13 protein-coding genes are annotated in these 18,670 nt (G+C 62.4%); 8 read left to right on the top strand and 5 right to left on the bottom strand.

From position 1 onward, the window contains the following. The first annotated feature begins 9 nt into the window (after positions 1-9). Positions 10-1,080 carry an isopenicillin N synthase family dioxygenase gene (locus tag ACB031_RS00765; RefSeq protein WP_371138821.1) on the top strand — a complete coding sequence of 357 codons (1,071 nt, stop codon included), beginning with the start codon at positions 10-12 and terminating at the stop codon, positions 1,078-1,080. A 106-nt stretch (positions 1,081-1,186) separates the two neighbouring features. After that, positions 1,187-2,350: a PLP-dependent aspartate aminotransferase family protein gene (locus tag ACB031_RS00760; protein WP_139397861.1), complete on the top strand. Its 1,164-nt coding sequence runs from the start codon at positions 1,187-1,189 to the stop codon at positions 2,348-2,350. 93 nt (positions 2,351-2,443) lie between these two features. Here the strand turns inward: ACB031_RS00760 and ACB031_RS00755 are convergent, their stop codons facing one another. Both ACB031_RS00755 and asd read right to left on the bottom strand, forming a co-directional pair. Further along, the gene (locus tag ACB031_RS00755) at positions 2,444-5,221 is read right to left on the bottom strand and encodes a M16 family metallopeptidase (RefSeq protein WP_371138820.1); all 2,778 of its coding nucleotides are present in this window, start codon (positions 5,219-5,221) and stop codon (positions 2,444-2,446) included. A 569-nt stretch (positions 5,222-5,790) separates the two neighbouring features. After that, positions 5,791-6,906, bottom strand: coding sequence for an aspartate-semialdehyde dehydrogenase (asd, locus tag ACB031_RS00750; RefSeq protein WP_371138819.1), 1,116 nt, complete (start codon positions 6,904-6,906; stop codon positions 5,791-5,793). A gap of 339 nt (positions 6,907-7,245) precedes the next feature. Between asd and sugE the strand changes: the two genes are divergently transcribed. The 4 genes from sugE to pflB all read left to right on the top strand — a co-directional run bounded on the left by sugE (position 7,246) and on the right by pflB (position 13,002). After that, entirely contained in the window at positions 7,246-7,560 is a 315-nt protein-coding gene (gene sugE, locus ACB031_RS00745; protein WP_017765470.1) for a quaternary ammonium compound efflux SMR transporter SugE, read from the top strand. Between the two features lie 127 nt (positions 7,561-7,687). Continuing rightward, a complete protein-coding gene (ycaO, locus tag ACB031_RS00740; protein ID WP_279973099.1) occupies positions 7,688-9,448 on the top strand; it encodes a 30S ribosomal protein S12 methylthiotransferase accessory factor YcaO in 1,761 nt (586 codons plus the stop codon). 381 nt (positions 9,449-9,829) lie between these two features. Beyond that, complete coding sequence (gene focA, locus ACB031_RS00735) at positions 9,830-10,678, top strand: formate transporter FocA (protein WP_005300246.1); 849 nt, start codon at positions 9,830-9,832, stop codon at positions 10,676-10,678. Between the two features lie 41 nt (positions 10,679-10,719). Beyond that, positions 10,720-13,002: a formate C-acetyltransferase gene (pflB, locus tag ACB031_RS00730; RefSeq protein ID WP_005300244.1), complete on the top strand. Its 2,283-nt coding sequence runs from the start codon at positions 10,720-10,722 to the stop codon at positions 13,000-13,002. 123 nt (positions 13,003-13,125) lie between these two features. Here pflB and phnX read toward each other — a convergent pair whose 3' ends face one another. Genes phnX through phnW form a run of 3 tightly spaced genes read right to left on the bottom strand, consistent with a single transcriptional unit; the run spans position 13,126 to position 16,536 of the window. Further along, positions 13,126-13,965 carry a phosphonoacetaldehyde hydrolase gene (phnX, locus tag ACB031_RS00725; protein WP_371138818.1) on the bottom strand — a complete coding sequence of 280 codons (840 nt, stop codon included), beginning with the start codon at positions 13,963-13,965 and terminating at the stop codon, positions 13,126-13,128. Then, positions 13,958-15,397: an aspartate aminotransferase family protein gene (locus ACB031_RS00720; protein WP_371138817.1), complete on the bottom strand. Its 1,440-nt coding sequence runs from the start codon at positions 15,395-15,397 to the stop codon at positions 13,958-13,960. The genes phnX and ACB031_RS00720 overlap by 8 nt, the downstream gene beginning before the upstream one ends. Next, positions 15,394-16,536: a 2-aminoethylphosphonate--pyruvate transaminase gene (phnW, locus tag ACB031_RS00715; protein WP_371138816.1), complete on the bottom strand. Its 1,143-nt coding sequence runs from the start codon at positions 16,534-16,536 to the stop codon at positions 15,394-15,396. The genes ACB031_RS00720 and phnW overlap by 4 nt, the downstream gene beginning before the upstream one ends. 253 nt (positions 16,537-16,789) lie before the next feature. Here phnW and phnR point away from each other — a divergent pair, with 253 nt between their 5' ends. Both phnR and ACB031_RS00705 read left to right on the top strand, forming a co-directional pair. Beyond that, positions 16,790-17,497 carry a phosphonate utilization transcriptional regulator PhnR gene (phnR, locus tag ACB031_RS00710; protein ID WP_172442655.1) on the top strand — a complete coding sequence of 236 codons (708 nt, stop codon included), beginning with the start codon at positions 16,790-16,792 and terminating at the stop codon, positions 17,495-17,497. Between the two features lie 119 nt (positions 17,498-17,616). Further along, a complete protein-coding gene (locus ACB031_RS00705) occupies positions 17,617-18,636 on the top strand; it encodes a putative 2-aminoethylphosphonate ABC transporter substrate-binding protein (RefSeq protein ID WP_043171590.1) in 1,020 nt (339 codons plus the stop codon). Positions 18,637-18,670 lie beyond the last annotated feature (34 nt).

The following is an 18,670-nucleotide window of genomic DNA, read 5'->3' as shown; positions in this document are numbered from 1 at the left end:
GAGGTGCACATGGAACATTCACCACTGCCGATCATCGATCTCGCCGCCCTCGATGGCGCCCCCGAGACCCGTCGCCAGATGCTGGCCACCCTTGGCCGGGCGGCCCGCGAGGTGGGCTTTTTCTATCTGGTCGGCCATGGCCTGAGCGAGCAAGAGCAGCAGGAAACCCTGGCGCTGGCGGCCCGCTTCTTCGCCCTGCCGCAGCAGGAGAAGCTGGCGGTGCAGATGGTGCACTCCCCCCACTTTCGCGGCTACAACCAGGTGGGGGCCGAGCTCACCCGGGCGCGGCCGGATCTGCGCGAGCAGTTCGATATCATGAACGAGGCGCAGGCCCTGCCTTCAGCGCAGATCCGTGAACCCTGGCAGCGGCTGATCGGCCCCAATCAGTGGCCTGCCGCCCTGCCCGACATGCAGGCGCAGCTGCTGGCGTGGCAGGAGAAGTTGAGCGCCATCAGCCTCACCCTGCTGGCCGCCTTCGCCGAGGTGCTGGAACAACCGGCCGGGGTGTTTGACGACAGTATTCGCGGCGCCCCCTATCAGCACATGAAACTCATTCACTACCCGGGGCAAGCCGAGGGTGGCAGCGGTCAGGGGGTGGGTGCCCACAAGGATCCCGGCTACCTGACCCTGGTGATGCAGGATCATCACTCCGGACTCGAGGTGGAGACAGCGAATGGCTGGATCTCGGCGCCGCCCCTGCCGGGCGCCTTGGTGGTCAATATCGGCGAGCTGCTGGAGCTCGCCTCCAACGGCTACCTCAAGGCCACCCTGCACCGGGTGGCAAGCCCGCCGCCCGGCGTCTCGCGCCTCTCCTGCGCCTTCTTCATGGCGGCGCGGCTGGATGCCACCGTGCCGCTGCTCAGCCTCTCCCCCGCGCTGGCAGCCCAGGCGCTGGGGCCCGAGAGCGACCCGACCAACCCGCTCTTTTATCAGGTGGGGGAGAACGTACTCAAAGGGAGGCTGCGCTCCCACCCGGATGTGGCGGTCCGCCACTATGGCGTCGCCCCGCCGTCGGCCAACCCGCAGATGACGAACGGGCAAACTACAAAGCGCGAACGGCGCGAGCCACAACTCGCCTGACGCTGCCATACCTAATAGACGGGGGGCGCCGCGGCGCCCCCTTCAAACGACACAAGCAGATGACACAAGCAGTTGGGCCACAGCCTGGCAATGACGGAGCAATACAATGAAATTCAAAACCATGAGCGTGCACAGCGGCCAGCGGATCGATCCCCAGACCGGTGCCCTCACCACCCCGCTCTACCAGAGCAGCACCTTCAGCTACTTCAACGCCCAGGCGGGCAAGGAGCGCTTCGCAGGTCAAGCCCCCGGCTTCATCTACAGCCGCTTTGGCAACCCCACCACCGCCGAACTGGAGCAGAAGCTGGCGGCGCTGGAAGGGGCCGACGAAGCGCTGGTGGTGGCGAGCGGCATGGCGGCGGTGAGCGCCATCATGTATGCCCTGGCCGACAGCGGCGATGAAGTTGCCTATATCGGCCCCCTCTACGGCGGTACCGATGCCTTCCTCAAGCAGACCTTCAGCCGCGCCGGCATCAAGGTCACCGCCTACGAGAGCGATCAGGATCTGCTGGCCAACATCCGCCCCGCCACCAAGGTGGTACTGTTCGAAACCCTGACCAACCCCACCCTCAAGGTGGTGGATCCGCGGGTGGTGGTGGAAGCGGCCCGCAAGGTGGGCGCCATTACTGTGTGTGACAACACCTTCCTTACCCCCTACCTGCTGCGCCCGCTCGAGCTTGGCATCGACATCGTCATGCACAGCGGCACCAAGTACCTGGGCGGTCACGGCGACATCATCGCCGGGGTGGTGGCGGGCTCTCACGCACTGATGAAGTCGATCCGTACCGTGGCCCTCAAGCACATCGGCTCCCCCATAGGCCCTCAGGAGGCCTACCTGCTGCAGCGCGGGGTCAAGACCCTGCCCCTGCGCATGGATGCCCACCTGCACAACGCCCAGCAGGTGGCCGACTTCCTGGCCGCCCACCCGGCGGTGAAGAAGGTGATCTACCCGGGGCTTGCCAACCATCCGGGCCACGATGCCCTCGGCGCCTTCGCCAGCGGTTTTGGCGGCATGGTGAGCATCGAGCTGGAAGGCGGCTTTGCCCGTTGCGCCACCCTGCTCGACAACCTGCAGCTGTTCGTGCAGGCGGTGAGCCTGGGGGATCTCGAGAGCCTGGCCTGCCATCCAGCCAGCACCACCCACGCCGCCATGGACGAGGCGAGCCGCCTCGCCGCCGGGGTCAATGACGATCTCATCCGCTTCAGCATCGGGGTGGAGGACGCCGACGATCTGATCGCCGATCTGGCCGCCGCCCTGGCCCTGATCTGACTGTCAGCCGCTTTTGAACGCAAAAAAACAGCCCGCCCCCTGCCAGGGGGCGGGCTGTTTTGCTTGCGGCCGTCGCCCGATAGGGGCAACCCGCTAGGGTGTGACGGAGAGGCGCTGCACCGGCCAGCCCAACCCGGCCAGCTCAGGGGCCAGCGTCTTGGCATCCCCCACCACCAGGATCACCATGTCGTCGGGATCGAGCCAGCGGCGGGCCAGCTCGCGCAGGGTAAAGGGGGAAAGCTGGCTCACCTGCTGCACCTGCTGCTCCACATAATCCTGCGGCCACCCTTTGAGCAGGATGGGTTGCATGTAGGCCACCTCCTGCGGCAGCGTCTCGTAGTCGAGCGCCTGGCCATTGAGCACCCGATCCCGCAGGGTACGCACCTCCAGCCGGGTCGGCCCCAGCCGCTGATACTTGTCGAGCTCCTGCAGGATCTGCCGCAGCGCCGCCCCGGTCACTGCGCTGCGCACGCTGCTTTGCAGCAGGAAATAACCCGCATCGACGTTGCCCTCGAAGGTGGCGCCGATAAAGTAGGTGTAACCCAGCTCCTCACGCAGCCGGATGTTCAACCGCTCGGCGAGGGAGACATTCATCAGCCGGGTCAGGTACTGCTCGCCGAAGGCATCCTCCGCCATGGCGCGCCGCCCCACCCGGATCTGGCTAAGCGCAGCCCCGGGATTGTCCAGCAGATAGATGGCCCGTTTGGCCTGCTGCCCACGCCACTCCAGAGAGCGCAGGGCCGCCGGCTGACCCGCTGGCTCGACCAGAAAGCCGAGGGCTTTCATCACCCGCTCCTGGGCCAGATCCCCGCTCACCACCACCTGGGCTTCCCCGCTGCGATGGACCGACTGATAAAAGTTGCGCACATCGTCCAGGGTCAGCGCCCGCAGGCTGGCCACGGGATCCAGCGGCTTGTTCCCCTTGAGCAGGGCGCCGAACTGCCAGTCCGCCTGCCACTGGGGATCGCGAGCCAGCTGTTGCAGCCACTGGCTGTAGTCAAACTGGCTGCGCTCGAAATCGGCGCTGCGCATGGCGGGCTGCAGCACCAATTCCCGTACCAGCGCCAGCACCTCCTCGAAATGGGAGGTGAGCCCCTGGACCTCGATGGAGCTGCGCTCCTCACCATGTTCGAATCTGATGCTGGCTCCCAGCTGGCGCGCCCGCTCCTCGATGCTCGCCTCCTGCAGCTGTTCGCTGCCAAGGGAGAGCATGGCGTCAGTCAGGGTGGCGACCCCGCCCTTGCCCTCCGGCTCGGCCCGCTCACCGCCCGGCCAGTTGATGCTCATGGCAAAGGCCGGCACTTCGTCGCTGTAGTGACCGAGCAGAGAGACCCGCTCACCCAGCTTGGCATGCCACAGGGTCGGCATGGGCACCGGCAAGGCACCGCCACTGGCCGGCTCCTGGCGTCGATCCAGGGTCTCCTCGATCTGTCTGGGAGCCAGCGTCTGCTGCGGCCGGGCCAGCGGCAAGGGGGGCGGCTCGACGAAGTTGGGGTTGCCCGCCTGCCACTCGGGATGCTCGGCCGGCACCACGCTCAGCACCACCCTGGGCTTGTTCAACACATAGCGCGTCAATGCCCGCTGCAGATCGGCCGGCGTCACCCGGGCAAGGCGCTTGAGGTTGCGGTACTGGAAGTTGGGATCCTGAAACAGGGTATAACCTGTGCCCAGCTGCTCCACCTTGCCGGCCACGCTGTCCAGCGGCCAAATCCGTTTGGCGCGCAGGGCATTGACCGAGTGGGCCAGCTGCTCGCGGGTGACCCCGTCGCTGGCGAGCTGGCCGATGACCCGATCGATCTCCGCCTTGATGGGGCCAAGCTCGGCCCCTTTGGCCAGATTAGGAATGGCATGGATCATCAACTTGCATGCCAGCACATTGCATTCATGGCTGGCAAAGACGGAGACCAGCCTGCCGCTTTGCTGCAGCTCTCGCTGCAGAAGGCCGCTGGCCGAGCCCCCCAGCTGATCCGCCAGCAGATCGAGAGCCTCGACCCCGGGATCACTGGCAGAGACGGTCGGATAGGCCAGCACCAGCAGGGGTTCGGCCACCCGATCGGTCAGGGTGCGATAGCGGCTCTTCTTCAGCGTCACCGGACGCACCAGCGGCCGAGTCTGGGCCGGTGTGGCGGGCAAGGCCCCGAAATAGCGCTCGACCCAGGCCAGGGTCTGGGCCGGTTGAATGTCACCGCCGATCACCAAGGTGGCGTTGTTGGGCCCATACCAGCGCAGGAAGAATTGGCGCACATCCTCCAGGGTGAGGCGATCCAGATCCGCTGCCCGGCCAAACGGCGTGTTGAAGTAGGGATGATTGGGCGGGTAAAGCGTGCGATTAAGCGCCTCATAGAAGCGCCCATAGGGTTGATCTTCGACCAGGTTGGCGCGCTCGTTCTTGATGATGTCGCGCTGCACGTCCAGCTTCTGCTGATAGAGGGTATCGAGCAGAAACCCCATGCGATCCGCCTCCAGCCAGAGCACCTTCTCCAGCTGATTGGCCGGCAGCGTCTGGAAATAGCGGGTCTGATCCTCCTGGGTCCAGCCGTTCACATCCTTTGATCCCATCTGTTGCAGCAGGCGGTTATGGCCCTCCTCCCCCGCGTGAGCCGAGCCCTGAAACATCATGTGCTCGAACAGGTGGGCCAGCCCGGACTGGCCCGGCGCCTCTTCTTCCAGCCCCACCCGGTAGTGGACCGCCACGTGCACCAGGGGATCGGAGTGATCCTGGGTCAGGATCACCGTCAGGCCATTGTCGAGCCGATATTGCTGATAGGGCACGATCAAGGGATCGGCCACTTTTTTCTGCTCCTTGACCAGCACGGGGCCGGCCACGGCCAAGACACTGAAGAAATAGAGCAAACTCCACACGACTCTCATGTAATTTCCCAATTCTCGAACCTGAACATTATTATGGGTCACCGTTGCTGCCCTTCATTGGTCTCGCAGCAAGGGGAAAACGGCGACGGCACGCCATGGGCGTAACGCGCACTATTGAGCATATAAATATTATTTTCGCCCCCCACGGGGCTGCCGCGAGCCGGCCGCCACGCCGCGTCGGATCACCTGGCGCCACGGCCTCGTGGTATCGGCCTGGCCAGGCGGTCAGTGTAATCAATCGGGCTCGCAGTGGATATCTTGAATGGATATTCATTTGTAACAAGGCATATATCCCGCCCATCCCGCGAGCCCACCGCCCCCTATTTTGTGGTACAGATGGAATAGAACGAGTCGGCTACCAGGGCGGCGGCGGGAATATATTTCCGGCACTGATTGATCAGTCAGGAAATAATCGATGCGCCACAGTTAATATCTATTTAGTTAATAACAGTGCCACTGCATTACAAAACCAAGACCCCATGCCTTGCAGCGTCAATGGCGTCTAGCCTGCCCTGTTCCTGCCAAAAAAACAGGGGGCCTGAGCCCCCTGTCGTCGTTCCCGATTGCCATCACCCGCGGTCCAGCAGGATGTTGAGCATGCGGCGCAGCGGCTCGGCGGCGCCCCACAGCAGCTGATCGCCCACGGTAAAGGCGGCCAGGTACTCCGGACCCATGTTGAGCTTGCGCAGACGACCGACCGGGATGCTGAGGGTGCCGGTGACGGCGGCCGGGGTCAGCTCGCGGGCGGTGATGTCGCGATCGTTGGGGATCACCTTGACCCAGTCGTTGTGGGCGGCCAGCAGGGCTTCGATCTCGGCCAGCGGCACATCCTTTTTCAGCTTGATGGTGAAGGCCTGGCTGTGGCAGCGCAGGGCGCCGATGCGCACGCACAGACCATCCACCGGAATGGCGGAGTTCTCGATGCCCAGGATCTTGTTGGTCTCGGCCTGGCCCTTCCACTCTTCGCGGCTCTGGCCGTTGTCGAGCTTGGTGTCGATCCAGGGGATGAGGCCACCGGCCAGCGGTACGCCGAAGTTGTCCACCGGCAGGGTGCCGGAGCGGGTCTTCTCGGTGATCTTGCGCTCGATGTCGAGGATGGCGGAGGCGGGATCCGCCAGCTCCACCGCCACTTCATCACGCAGCAGCCCCATCTGGGTAACCAGCTCACGCATGTGGCGCGCACCGCCACCGGAGGCGGCCTGATAGGTGGCCACGCTGACCCACTCCACCAGATCGGCCTTGAACAGGCCACCCAGGGCCAGCAGCATCAGGCTGACGGTGCAGTTGCCGCCGACGAAAGTCTTGATGCCGTCGTTCAGGGCATGTTCGATGACGTCGCCGTTGACCGGATCCAGGATGATGACCGCGTCTTTCTCCATGCGCAGGGAGGAGGCGGCATCAATCCAGTAACCCTGCCAGCCGGCGGCTTTCAGGCGCGGATAGACATCCTTGGTGTAGTCGCCGCCCTGGGCGGTGATGATGACGTCCTGTGCGGCCAGCGCCGCGATGTCGAAGGCATCCTGCAGGGTGCCGGCATCGACGCCGAAATTGGGGGCGGCCTCACCGGCCTGGGAGGTGGTGAAGAAGGTGGGCTGAATGCGGGCAAAATCCTTCTCTTCCTGCATCCGGCTCATCAACACCGAACCCACCATGCCACGCCAACCGACCAAACCTACTTTTTTCATAATGTCCTACCCTGGATAGCTGCTTATAGAAACCGAGTGTGATAACCGTGATCCCTTGTCCGGCGCGGGCCGTTTACAAGCGGTTCACAAAATATGGGTTGCGAAAAATGCGTCTGTCCACATTACGGATTGTGACGGCGGGCGCAAGTCGAATTGCGCAATATTCTGTGCCGTTCGCTGCAATATCCGTCAGCCTGGCCGACCTGCGGCCAGCCGGTTGGCATCCCGCCACGACTTGGGGCATCATTGAGACCGACCGGCAGCCCCGCTGCCCCTCGGGGACGACCCCGAGGCCTCCTGATGCGCAGGGACGACCCTGCTTCCTGCGGAATCTGCCTTATGTCCTGGTTGCTCCTGCTGCTGGCCGGCCTGTTCGAGGTCGCCTGGGCCATCGGCCTCAAATACACCGACGGTTTCAGCCGTCCCCTGCCCACCCTGCTGACTCTCTCTGCCATGGGGGTGAGCGTGCTGCTGCTCGCCATGGCGGTCAAACAGCTGCCCCTTGGCACCGCCTACGCGGTCTGGACCGGCATCGGCGCGGTCGGCACCGTGCTGATGGGGATCTGGCTGTTCAACGAACCGGCCACCCTCGCCCGGGTGCTCTGCCTGCTGCTGATCATCGGCGGGATCCTGGGTCTGAAATTCATCGGATGAGCCGTGACCCTAGGCGGTTGAAAGGAGAGCAAAACGGGGCATGGGCCCCGTTTTTTGCCTGCCAAACGCGCCGACCCCTGCTATTATCTGCGGCCAAACATGAGCCAATAAAAATCAGGATATCGTGATGACCGACCACACTTTTATTCCCGGCAAGGACGCGGCGCTGGAAGACTCCATCGAACGCTTCCAGACCAAGCTGCAAGCCCTGGGGTTTGATATCGAAGAGGCCTCCTGGCTCAACCCCGTGCCCAACGTCTGGTCCGTGCACATCCGGGACAAGGAGTGCTCCCTCTGTTTCACCAACGGCAAGGGGGCCAGCAAGAAGGCGGCGCTCGCCTCCGCCCTTGGCGAATATTTCGAGCGTCTCTCCACCAACTACTTCTTCGCCGACTTCTATCTGGGCGAGCAGGTTGCCAATGGCGACTTCGTGCACTACCCGAACGAGAAGTGGTTCCCCATCGAGGGGGATCAGCTGCCCGCCGGTCTGCTCGACAGCTTCACCCGCAAGTTCTACAACCCGGACGGTGAAGTGACCGCCGACATGCTGGTGGACCTGCAATCCGGCAACGAGGAGCGCGGCATCGTCGCCTTGCCCTTCGAGCGCCAGTCTGATCACCAGACCGTCTACATCCCGATGAACATCATCGGCAACCTCTATGTCTCCAACGGCATGAGCGCCGGCAACACCAAGACCGAGGCCCGCACCCAGGGCTTGTCCGAGGTGTTCGAGCGCCACGTCAAAAACAAGATCATCGCAGAAGCTCTGAGCCTGCCGGAGATCCCGGCCGAGGTCATTGCCCGTTACCCCGGCATCAAGGCCTCCATCGAGGCGCTGGAAGCCGAAGGCTTCCCCATCTACAGCTTCGATGCGTCGCTCGGCGGTCGCTACCCGGTCATCTGCGTGGTGCTGCTCAACCCGAGCAACGGTACCTGCTTTGCCTCCTTCGGCGCCCACCCGCGCTTCGAAGTGGCGTTCGAGCGTACCGTCACCGAGCTGCTGCAAGGCCGCAGCCTCAAGGATCTGGATGTGTTCGTACCGCCCTCGTTTGACAACGAGCAGGTGGCGGATCACCACAACCTGGAGACCCACTTCATCGACTCATCAGGCCTCATCAGCTGGGACCTGTTCAAGCAGGATGCGGACTTCGAGTTTGCAGACTGGGACTTCCGCGGCACCTCCCAGGAGGAGTTCGACCACCTGATCGGCATCTTCCACGAGCTGGAGCAGCCGGTCTACATCGCCGACTACGAGCACCTGGGCGTCTACGCCTGCCGCATCCTGGTGCCCGGCATGTCCGACATCTATCCGGCCGAAGATCTGCTGCTGGCCAACAACACCATGGGTGCCCACCTGCGGGAAACCATACTGGCACTGCCGGCGCTGGAGTGGGACGCGGAGCAGTACATGGCGCTGTTCGACCAGCTGGATGAAGAGGGTCACGACGAGCGTACCCGGGTACGCGAGCTGCTCGGCATCGCCGCCGCCAAGGGCTCCGCCCTGCACACCCTGCGGGTGGGCGAGCTCAAAGCCATGCTGGCACTGGCCGCCGGCGAACTCGACACGGCGCTCGATCTCATCGACTGGACCATGGAGTTCAACCAGTCGGTGTTCCCGGCCGATCGCGCCAACTTCTATCGCGCCCTGCGCGCCTGTGTCGAGCTGTTCCTGGACGAGGATCGTGACCCCGAGCAGTACCGCGCCGTGTTTGCCCGCATGTATGGCGAAGAGACGCTGGCACAGGCCTGGGCCCACGCCAGCGGTGAAGCGCGCTTCCACGGACTGACTGCCGCCGATCTCTCCCTCAGCCAGTTCCCGCTGCATCAGAAGCTGCTGGCTGCCTACGAGAAGCTGCAGAAGGCCAAACGAGCCCATTCATGGGGTTGATGTGGTAACATTCCGAAGGGGCCCTGATGGCCCCTTCTCTTTTATGGTCAGCCAAACGGCCATTTGTTATTCAAAGATGAAATAAAAAACAAAAAATACCTCTTAGGGGGTTGCCAACAAGGAGTAGCGAGTGCTGGGGAGACGCAAAGATGCCTTGCCGGCACACTTTTTCAGGGATGAAAAATAAATTGTTTAAAATCATGACATTAAAAAAACCACATTTCTGTTTCAGCTGAAACCTGGTGTAAAGAATCGCTGCCGGGGGACTCAAATATTTGTAGTAAAATTACATTCACAATCTGCAATTCTTGATCGGAGTCAATTTTGACGATCTGGCCCTTTGTTATGATTTCCACAGGCAAAACATCAGGTACATGAGAATTGAAAGCAGAATCTCCCTTTGATTGTCTCAAGCCAGAAGCCATCGCTGCACTGGCAGAAGATATAACCTATGCCAAGGCCACCAAGCCCGCATACAAGGTCATCCCCCTGGCCATCACAGCTGGCGCCTTCATCGCCATCGCTTTCGTCTTCTACATCACAGTCACCACGGGTGCCGGCAATGTGGCCTGGGGCCTCAGCAAGCTGGTCGGCGGTCTCTGTTTCGCTCTTGGCCTGATCCTCTGCGTGCTGCTCGGCGCCGAGCTGTTCACCTCCACCACCCTCACCCTGGTGGCCAAGGCAGCCAACCGCATCACTTGGGCCCAGCTGTTCAAGAACTGGGGACTGGTCTACTTCGGCAACCTCATCGGCGGTCTCATCATCGTCGGGCTCATCATCATGTCGGCCGAATACATGGCGGCAGATGGTCAGTGGGGCCTCAACGCCCTCAAGGTGGCCCAGCACAAGATCCACCACACCTTCTTCGAAGCCGTGGCGCTTGGCATCCTCTGCAACCTCATGGTGTGTCTCGCCGTGTGGATGGCGTTCGGCGCCCGCAGTGCCACCGACAAGGTGATGGTCATGCTGCTCCCCGTCGCCATGTTCGTGGCCTCCGGTTTTGAGCACAGCATCGCAAACATGTTTATGATCCCGGTCGGCATCGCCATTCACAGCGTCGCAGGCCCGGAATTCTGGCAGGCCATCGGCCAGGACCCGGCGACCTTTGCCGACCTGACCGTATCCAACTTCGTCCTGCACAACCTCATTCCTGTCACCATAGGTAATATCATTGGTGGTGGCGTCATGGTTGGGCTGACTTACTGGTTTATCTTCCGTCGCCATCATTAAGGATGGCGGCAGACACATAAATACCTTGAGAGGTAATGAAAATGGCAGAACTTAACGAACAGTTCCAAAAAGCATGGGAAGGCTTCGCGGCCGGTGAATGGCAGACCTCTGTCAACACCCGTGACTTCATCCAGAAGAACTACACCCCGTATGAAGGTGACGAGTCCTTCCTGGCTGGCGCGACCGAAGCTACCACCAAGCTGTGGGACAAGGTCATGGAAGGCATCAAGATCGAGAATCGCACCCACGCGCCGGTCGATTTTGATACCGACCTGCCCTCCACCATTACCGCTCACGATGCCGGCTATATCGATCAGAGCCTGGAGCAAATCGTTGGTCTGCAGACCGACAAGCCGCTCAAGCGCGCCATCATCGCCAACGGCGGCATCAAGATGGTCAAGACCTCTTGCGAAGTGTACGGTCGTCAGCTGGACCCCATGGTCGAGAAGATCTTCACCGAGTACCGCAAGACTCACAACCAGGGCGTGTTTGACGTCTACACCAAAGACATCCTGAACTGCCGCAAGTCCGGCGTCATCACCGGTCTGCCGGATGCCTACGGCCGTGGCCGTATCATCGGTGACTACCGTCGTGTTGCCCTGTACGGTATCGACTTCCTGATGGCCGACAAACTGGCCCAGTTCAAGTCCCTGCAGGCTGACCTGGAAAACGGTGTCAACCTGGAAGCCACCATCCGTCTGCGCGAAGAGATCTCCGAGCAGCACCGTGCCCTGGCCCAGATGAAGGTGATGGCTGCCAAATATGGTTGCGACATCTCCGTTCCGGCCAAGACCGCCAAAGAAGCCGTACAGTGGACCTACTTCGCCTACCTGGCGGCCGTCAAGTCCCAGAACGGCGCGGCCATGTCCTTCGGTCGTACCTCCAGCTTCCTGGACATCTACATCGAGCGTGACCTGCAAAAAGGCCTGATCACCGAGCAAGAAGCCCAGGAGCTGATGGACCACATGGTCATGAAGCTGCGTATGGTTCGCTTCCTGCGTACCCCGGAATACGATTCACTGTTCTCCGGCGACCCGATGTGGGCTACCGAGACCCTGGCTGGTATGGGCGTTGACGGCCGTACCCTGGTCACCAAGAACAGCTTCCGTATGCTGAACACCCTGTACACCATGGGCCCGTCCCCTGAGCCGAACCTGACCATCCTGTGGTCCGAGAAGCTGCCGGTCGGTTTCAAGAAGTACTGTGCCAAGGTATCCATCGAGACCTCTTCCGTTCAGTACGAGAACGATGACCTGATGCGTCCGGACTTCAACAACGATGACTACGCCATCGCTTGCTGTGTGTCCCCGATGATCGTCGGCAAACAGATGCAGTTCTTCGGTGCTCGTGCCAACCTGGCCAAGACCATGCTGTACGCCATCAACGGCGGTATGGACGAGAAGATGAAGCTGCAGGTGGGTCCGAAGACCGACATGATCACCTCCGAGTACCTCGAGTACAACGACGTCATGGATCGTCTGGATCACTTCATGGACTGGCTGGCCAAGCAGTACGTTGCCGCGCTGAACATCATCCACTACATGCACGACAAGTACAGCTACGAAGCCTCTCTGATGGCGCTGCACGACCGTGACGTCTATCGCACCATGGCTTGCGGCATCGCCGGTCTGTCCGTTGCGGCTGACTCCCTGTCTGCCATCAAGTACGCCAAGGTCAAGCCGGTTCGTGACGAAGATGGCGTGGCCATCGACTTCGAAATCGAAGGCGAGTACCCGCAGTTCGGTAACAACGACGCTCGCGTCGATGACATCGCCTGTGACCTGGTCGAGCGCTTCATGAAGAAAATTCAGAAGCTGAACACCTACCGTGGTGCCGTGGCTACCCAGTCCGTGCTGACCATCACCTCCAACGTGGTGTACGGCAAGAAGACCGGTAACACCCCGGATGGCCGTCGCGCCGGTGCGCCGTTTGGCCCGGGTGCCAACCCGATGCACGGTCGTGACCAGAAGGGTGCCGTTGCTTCCCTGACTTCCGTCGCCAAGCTGCCGTTCGCTTACGCCAAAGATGGTATCTCCTATACCTTCTCCATCGTGCCGAACGCGCTGGGTAAAGACATGGAAGCCCAGAAAGCCAACCTGGCCGGTCTGATGGATGGTTACTTCCACCACGAGTCCAACCTGGAAGGTGGTCAGCACCTGAACGTCAACGTGATGAACCGTGAAATGCTGCTGGACGCCATGGAAAACCCGGAAAAATATCCGCAGTTGACCATCCGCGTATCCGGTTATGCCGTTCGCTTCAACTCTTTGACCAAGGAGCAACAGCAAGACGTCATCACCCGTACCTTCACCGCCTCTCTGTAATAGAGTCTCGGTGAACAAAAACCGGCGCCCAGGCGCCGGTTTTTTTATGCCTGATAGTCAGGGAATATAGGCCTGAAAATCTGCCGGCAAGGCCGGCACTCCCCTTCTCTCACCCCGCCTTGTTCAGGGTCGCTCCCCTGCCGCCAGACGGCGGTTGATATCGGCAATGACCGGGGCGATATCCGCCAGGGTGTCGATGACATAGTGGGCCCCCGCCGCCCGCAGTTTGGCCTCGGCCGGTGCGCGCCTAGTGGCGATCTCCGCCTCGCTCATGGCGACGAACTCCTCCCAAGTGGCGCCGAACTCGTTGCCGGAAACCGACAATCCCACGGTCCACATGCCCGCGTTCAACCCTTCGCTGATGCCCGGCACCGCATCATCCACCTTGATGCAGCGATGCACGGCGCTTATTCCCAGCTCAATCACATTGGCCAGCGCCATCCAGGGACCGGGACGGCCACCCGCCTTGAGGTCATCGGTGGCAACCCAGTGATCCGGGCGATAGCCGTGATCGGCCGCCGCCGGCACCAGCGCCTCCATCACCGGACGGGGGTAACCGGAGCAGGAGCCGATGCTCAGCCCCTGCTCCCGCAAGGCGTCCAGCACCGGCAGCACACCTGGGATGGGGACGGCGAAGCGGGTCACGGCGGCAATCTGCAGCGGCATAAAGGTGTGATAGAGGTGGTCCACCTCGGCGTGACTCATGGGGTGGCCAAAGCGGGTCTGCCAGCGGGCATCCACCGAGGGCTGCCGGCCGAGCGCCGCGATATGATCCCACTTGCCCAGCCCCATGGGCTGGCTCGCCTCATCCAGGGTCACGGGGAAGTCATAGGCGCGAGCAAAGGCCTCGACGAAGATGGAGGTGGGGGCAAAGGAGCCGAAATCGACCACGGTACCGGCCCAGTCGAGGATCAGCGCCTCCACGTCTGTGGTCGGGTGGATGGCAGTCTGCAAGTCAGTCATGGTGATGTTCCTGTTTCGGTGAAGACGCGATCTCGCCGAGGGCGCGATCGAGAATGGTGATGGCGCGCACCAGCTCGGCGCGGGCAATGTTGAGCGGGGGCGAGAGCTGGATGACGTTGCCCTGAGAGACCTTGAAGCTGAGCCCAAGCTCCAGACAGCGGTAGAGCAGCTGCTCGGCGGCATGGCTGTTTCGAGCTCGACTCTGGTGATCGACCACCAGATCGAGCGCCCAGAGCAAACCGATACCGCGCACCTGCCCGATCAGCGGGTGACGATCAGCCAACTTGCCGAGCTCGCACGCCATAAAGCGGCCATCCTCCTGCACCTTGGCCAGCAGCCCCTCTTCACGGATGGTACTGATGGTGGCGAGGGCCGCCGCGCAACCGATGGGGCTCTTTTCGTGGGTGTAGTGACCGAGCGAGATGGCCGCCGCCTGATTGAAACGATCCCGGGTGATGAGCGCGGCAAACGGTACCACCCCGCCCCCCAGCCCCTTGCCCAGGCAGATGATGTCGGGCTCGATGCCAAACTCCTCGAAGCTGAACCAGTGGCCGGTGCGCCCCAGGGCATTGGGGATCTCGTCGACGATCAGCAGCACCTTGTGGCGATCGCAGATCTCCCGTACCCGCTGCCAGTAGGCCCTTGAGGGCACCTGCACGTCGGTGTTGCGAATGGGCTCGGCGATAAAGGCGCCTATTCCCCCCTCCTTCTCGATGACGTACTCCAGATAATCGGCGTAGTGCAGGTCATCCCCCTCCCCGCGATACCAGACGCCGCGATAACGGGTGGGGGGCGGGATGCGCTCCACCCCGGCCATCAGCGGGCCCATACCGGTGCGAAAACAGGCCTCGCCGCCGACCGAGATGGCATCGAGGGAGGCGCCGTGAAAGGCATCCCACAGGGACACCACCTTGCTGTTGCCGGTAATGAAGCGGGCAAGCTTCAAGGCAATGCCCACCACCTCGCTGCCGCCGGGGGCGAACAGCACCCGGTTGAGATCGCCGGGGGCCAGCTCGGCCAGAGTGCGGGCGCAGTCGATGGCAACCCGGTGGGTGTAGCGGCGGGGCGCGAACGGCAAGTCGGCGAGTTGCTGCTGCACCGCGGCCACCACCTTGGGGTGACCGTGGCCCAACTGATGGACGCTGTTGCCGTGAAAATCGAGGTAACGCACACCAGATACGCTGGTCAACCAGCTCCCCTGCGCTCCCTCAAGCAGATCGAGACAGGGGGTGGAGAGCGCCTGATGGAGAAAGTAGCGGCTATCTTCTGCCAATCCGGCCTGTACATCTTCGCTCTGAGCCGCCCACCAGCGTGAGCGCCCCTCGCCGAGGTTGATATCCCCTTCACTGTCGGCGCGGCCGCTACCGTGCAGCTTATTGTCCTGTAAATCGTGGCCACGCAGATCGCGACCGTGAAGCGCTTGGCTCGTCATCGCACATCCCCCTGCCAGTAGCAGGCGCTGGCCATGGCGGCGAGCAAGCAGCGCACTCGCGCCGAGGTCACGTCGCCGATATTGCCGATGCGAAAGCAATCGGCTTGCGAGACCTTGCCCGGATAGATGACAAAACCCTGCCCCTTGAGCCGCTGGTAGAAGTCGGCGAAGCGGTAGCCCGGGTGGGCCGGGGAGTAGAAGGCGGTGATGATGGGGGATTGCCATTTCTCTGGCAGCAGCGGTTCAAAGCCAAACGCCGCCATGCCCGCTACCAGGGTGCGCTGATTGTCGCGGTAGCGCTGATGGCGGGCGGCGATGCCCCCCTCTTCATCCAGCTCGCGCAGTGCCTGGGCAAAGGCGAGCACGGTGTGGGTGGGCGAAGTAAAGCGCCACTTGCCACCCTGCTGCTCCATGGTCTGCCACTGGGCATGCAGGTCGAGGGAGACCGAGCGGGCGCGACCGGCACAGGCCATCAGCGCGGCGCGGCGGGCGATGACGAAACCAAAGCCCGGCACCCCCTGGATGCACTTGTTGGCGGAGCTGATGAGAAATTCGATGCCAAGGCGGCCCATGTCGATGGGGATGCCGCCAAAGCTGCTCATGGCATCGACGATCAGGCGAATGCCGTGGCACAGGCAGAGCTCAGCCACTTCCTCCAACGGGTTGAGCATGCCGGTGGTGGTCTCGCAGTGCACCATGGCCAGATGGGTGATCTCGGGGTGGCGCGCCAGCATCGCCTCGATGGCGGCGGATTCGGGGCGGGTTGTCTCGCCGCAGTCGAGCTCATGGTGGCGCAGGCCAAGACAGCGGGCCATCTCCCCCATGCGGGCACCGTAGGCACCGTTGTTGATGATCAGCAGACACTCGTCGGCGCCGATGGCCGAGCCCAGCACGCTCTCCACCACATAGCTGCCGCTCCCCTGCAGCAATACGGCGCTGTAGTCGCTTTGATATTCCGGGCCGGTGGCGAGGCGCACCAGCTCGCGGCGGATGGGCTCCACCACGCCCTGGTTGTAGTCCGCATCCCAGGTGCAGCTGTCTTGCAGCATGGCGGCGCGCACAGTGGCAGTGGTCGAGAGGGGGCCCGGGGTCAGCAGCAGGTAATCGACGGCGGCAGGGGCCGCAGGAATATGGGTCATGACTTCGCTCCTTTTGGTATATACCAGAATGAGCGCATTGTGGGTAACTGCCCCACCAAGGTCAAAGGGGTGGCACCATGTGCAATAAAAAATTCATTTACGGCGCCTGGATCGCGATAATCTAGGAAGCCTGAACAACAGGGGGCAAACTGGTATCTACCAACATATGTTGATGCCGCCGTTTAACGACCGGGCAGATAACCTGCCCATTGCCCAGCCCATTGCCCAACTCATTGCACAACCAGGGATTTTCATGAGCAAACCCCAATACCTGCAGATCAAGGATGCCCTCGCCAACCAGATCCTGGCGGGGGGCCTGGCCCCCAACGACAAGCTTCCCTCCGAGCGGTTGCTGGGGGAACTCTACGCCACTACCCGGGTCACCATCCGCGAGGCCCTGGTGCAGCTGGAGGCCAATGGCCTTATCTATCGGGAGGATCGCCGCGGCTGGTTCGTCACCCCGCCGCGCTTTCGCTTGAACCCCAGACGCACCTCCAACTTTCACCAGATAGTGCGGGAGCAAGGGGGGGAGCCGCGCACCGAGCTGCTGGAGAAAAGCCGCCAGGCGGTGCCACCCGCGTTGATGGCGCAGTTGCAGCTCAAGCCGTTCGACAGCCTGTTTCTGCTCAAGCGGCTGCGCTACGCCAACGGGCGCGCCATCTGCTATTGCGAGAACCACTGCCTGCCAGAGCGGGTACCCGGCCTGCTGGAGCTGGATCTCAACGGCAGCCTGACCGAGATCTATCAGGCCCATTACGATCTTCACTACGCCCGCATGCAGGTGCGCTTCTTCCCCACCGCCCTGCCGGACGAGGTGGCCAAGGCACTGGGGGCCACCGCCGGTCTGCCCGCCCTGCGCCTCGAGCGACTCAACTTCGATCAGCACGGCCGGGTGCTTGACTTCGATCTGGAGTACTGGCGCCACGACAGTCTGGAGATCGAGGTGGATACCCAGGATTGATTGCCGCAACTTGTGCGCGGCAAAACGTCACGGGGCTGTCACGGTCACGTCATAAAAATCCCCTAGCCTCTCTCTCGACCAATCTGGTTTATACCAAACCAATTCATATGGAGAAGAGGATGAAACAGGGAACCCATTTGCTGGCCGCCGCCGTGCTGGCTGCCACGACAGCCCCGGCACTGGCCGCGACCGATCTCACCGTCTACACCGCCTTCGAACCGGAACAGCTCAGCGAGCTGAAAACCGCGTTCGAGCGCCAGCATCCGGACATCAACATCAAGTGGGTGCGCGACTCCACCGGCGTGGTCACCGCCCGCTTGCTGGCGGAAAAAGCCCAGCCCAAGGCAGATGTGGTGTGGGGGCTGGCGGCCACCAGCCTGATGCAGCTCGATCAGCAGCAGATGCTCAATGCCTATGCGCCCAAGGGGCTGGAGAAGCTCGACAGCCGCTTTCGCGACAGCAAGGCCGAGCCGCACTGGATCGGTCTGGACGCCTTCTTCAGCGCCATCTGCTTCAACAAGGTAGAGGCGGAGAAACAGGGGATCCCGGCGCCGACCAGCTGGGCCGACCTCACCAAGCCCGTCTACAAGGGCAAGGTGATCATGCCCAACCCCAGCTCCTCCGGCACCGGTTATCTGAGCGTCGCCGGCTGGCTGCAGACCATGGGTGAGCAACAGGGCTGGCAATTTATGAACGGCCTGCACCAGAACATCGACCGTTACACCCACTCGGGCTCCGCCCCCTGCAAGCTGGCCGCCAGCGGCGAGACGGTGATCGGCATCTCCTTCGACTTCCCGGCCACCAGCCTCAAGGCCAAGGGGGCCCCCATCGAGGTGGTGTTCCCGAAAGAGGGATCAGGCTGGGACATGGAAGCTGCCGCCATCATCAAGGGCACCCCCAAGCTGGAGGCCGCCAAACAGCTGCTCGACTTTGCCGCCACCGAACAGGCCAACGCCCTCTACAACAAGTCGTTCGCCGTGGTTGCCATTCCGGATGTGGCCAAGCCCAGAGCCGGCTATCCCGCCAACATCAAGGGCCAGATGATCGACAACGACTTTGGCTGGGCTGCCCGCGAGCGCAACACCATCCTGGCCCAGTGGAGCGCCAGCTTCGACGGCAAAACCGAAGCCAAGCAGTAGTCCCGCTGAGGGCTGCTTTGTACGATGGCAACAC

The organism is Aeromonas sp. S8(2024) (assembly GCF_041403085.1).
Taxonomy (GTDB): domain Bacteria; phylum Pseudomonadota; class Gammaproteobacteria; order Enterobacterales; family Aeromonadaceae; genus Aeromonas; species Aeromonas dhakensis.
This window is presented reverse-complemented; position numbering and strand designations above follow the sequence as displayed.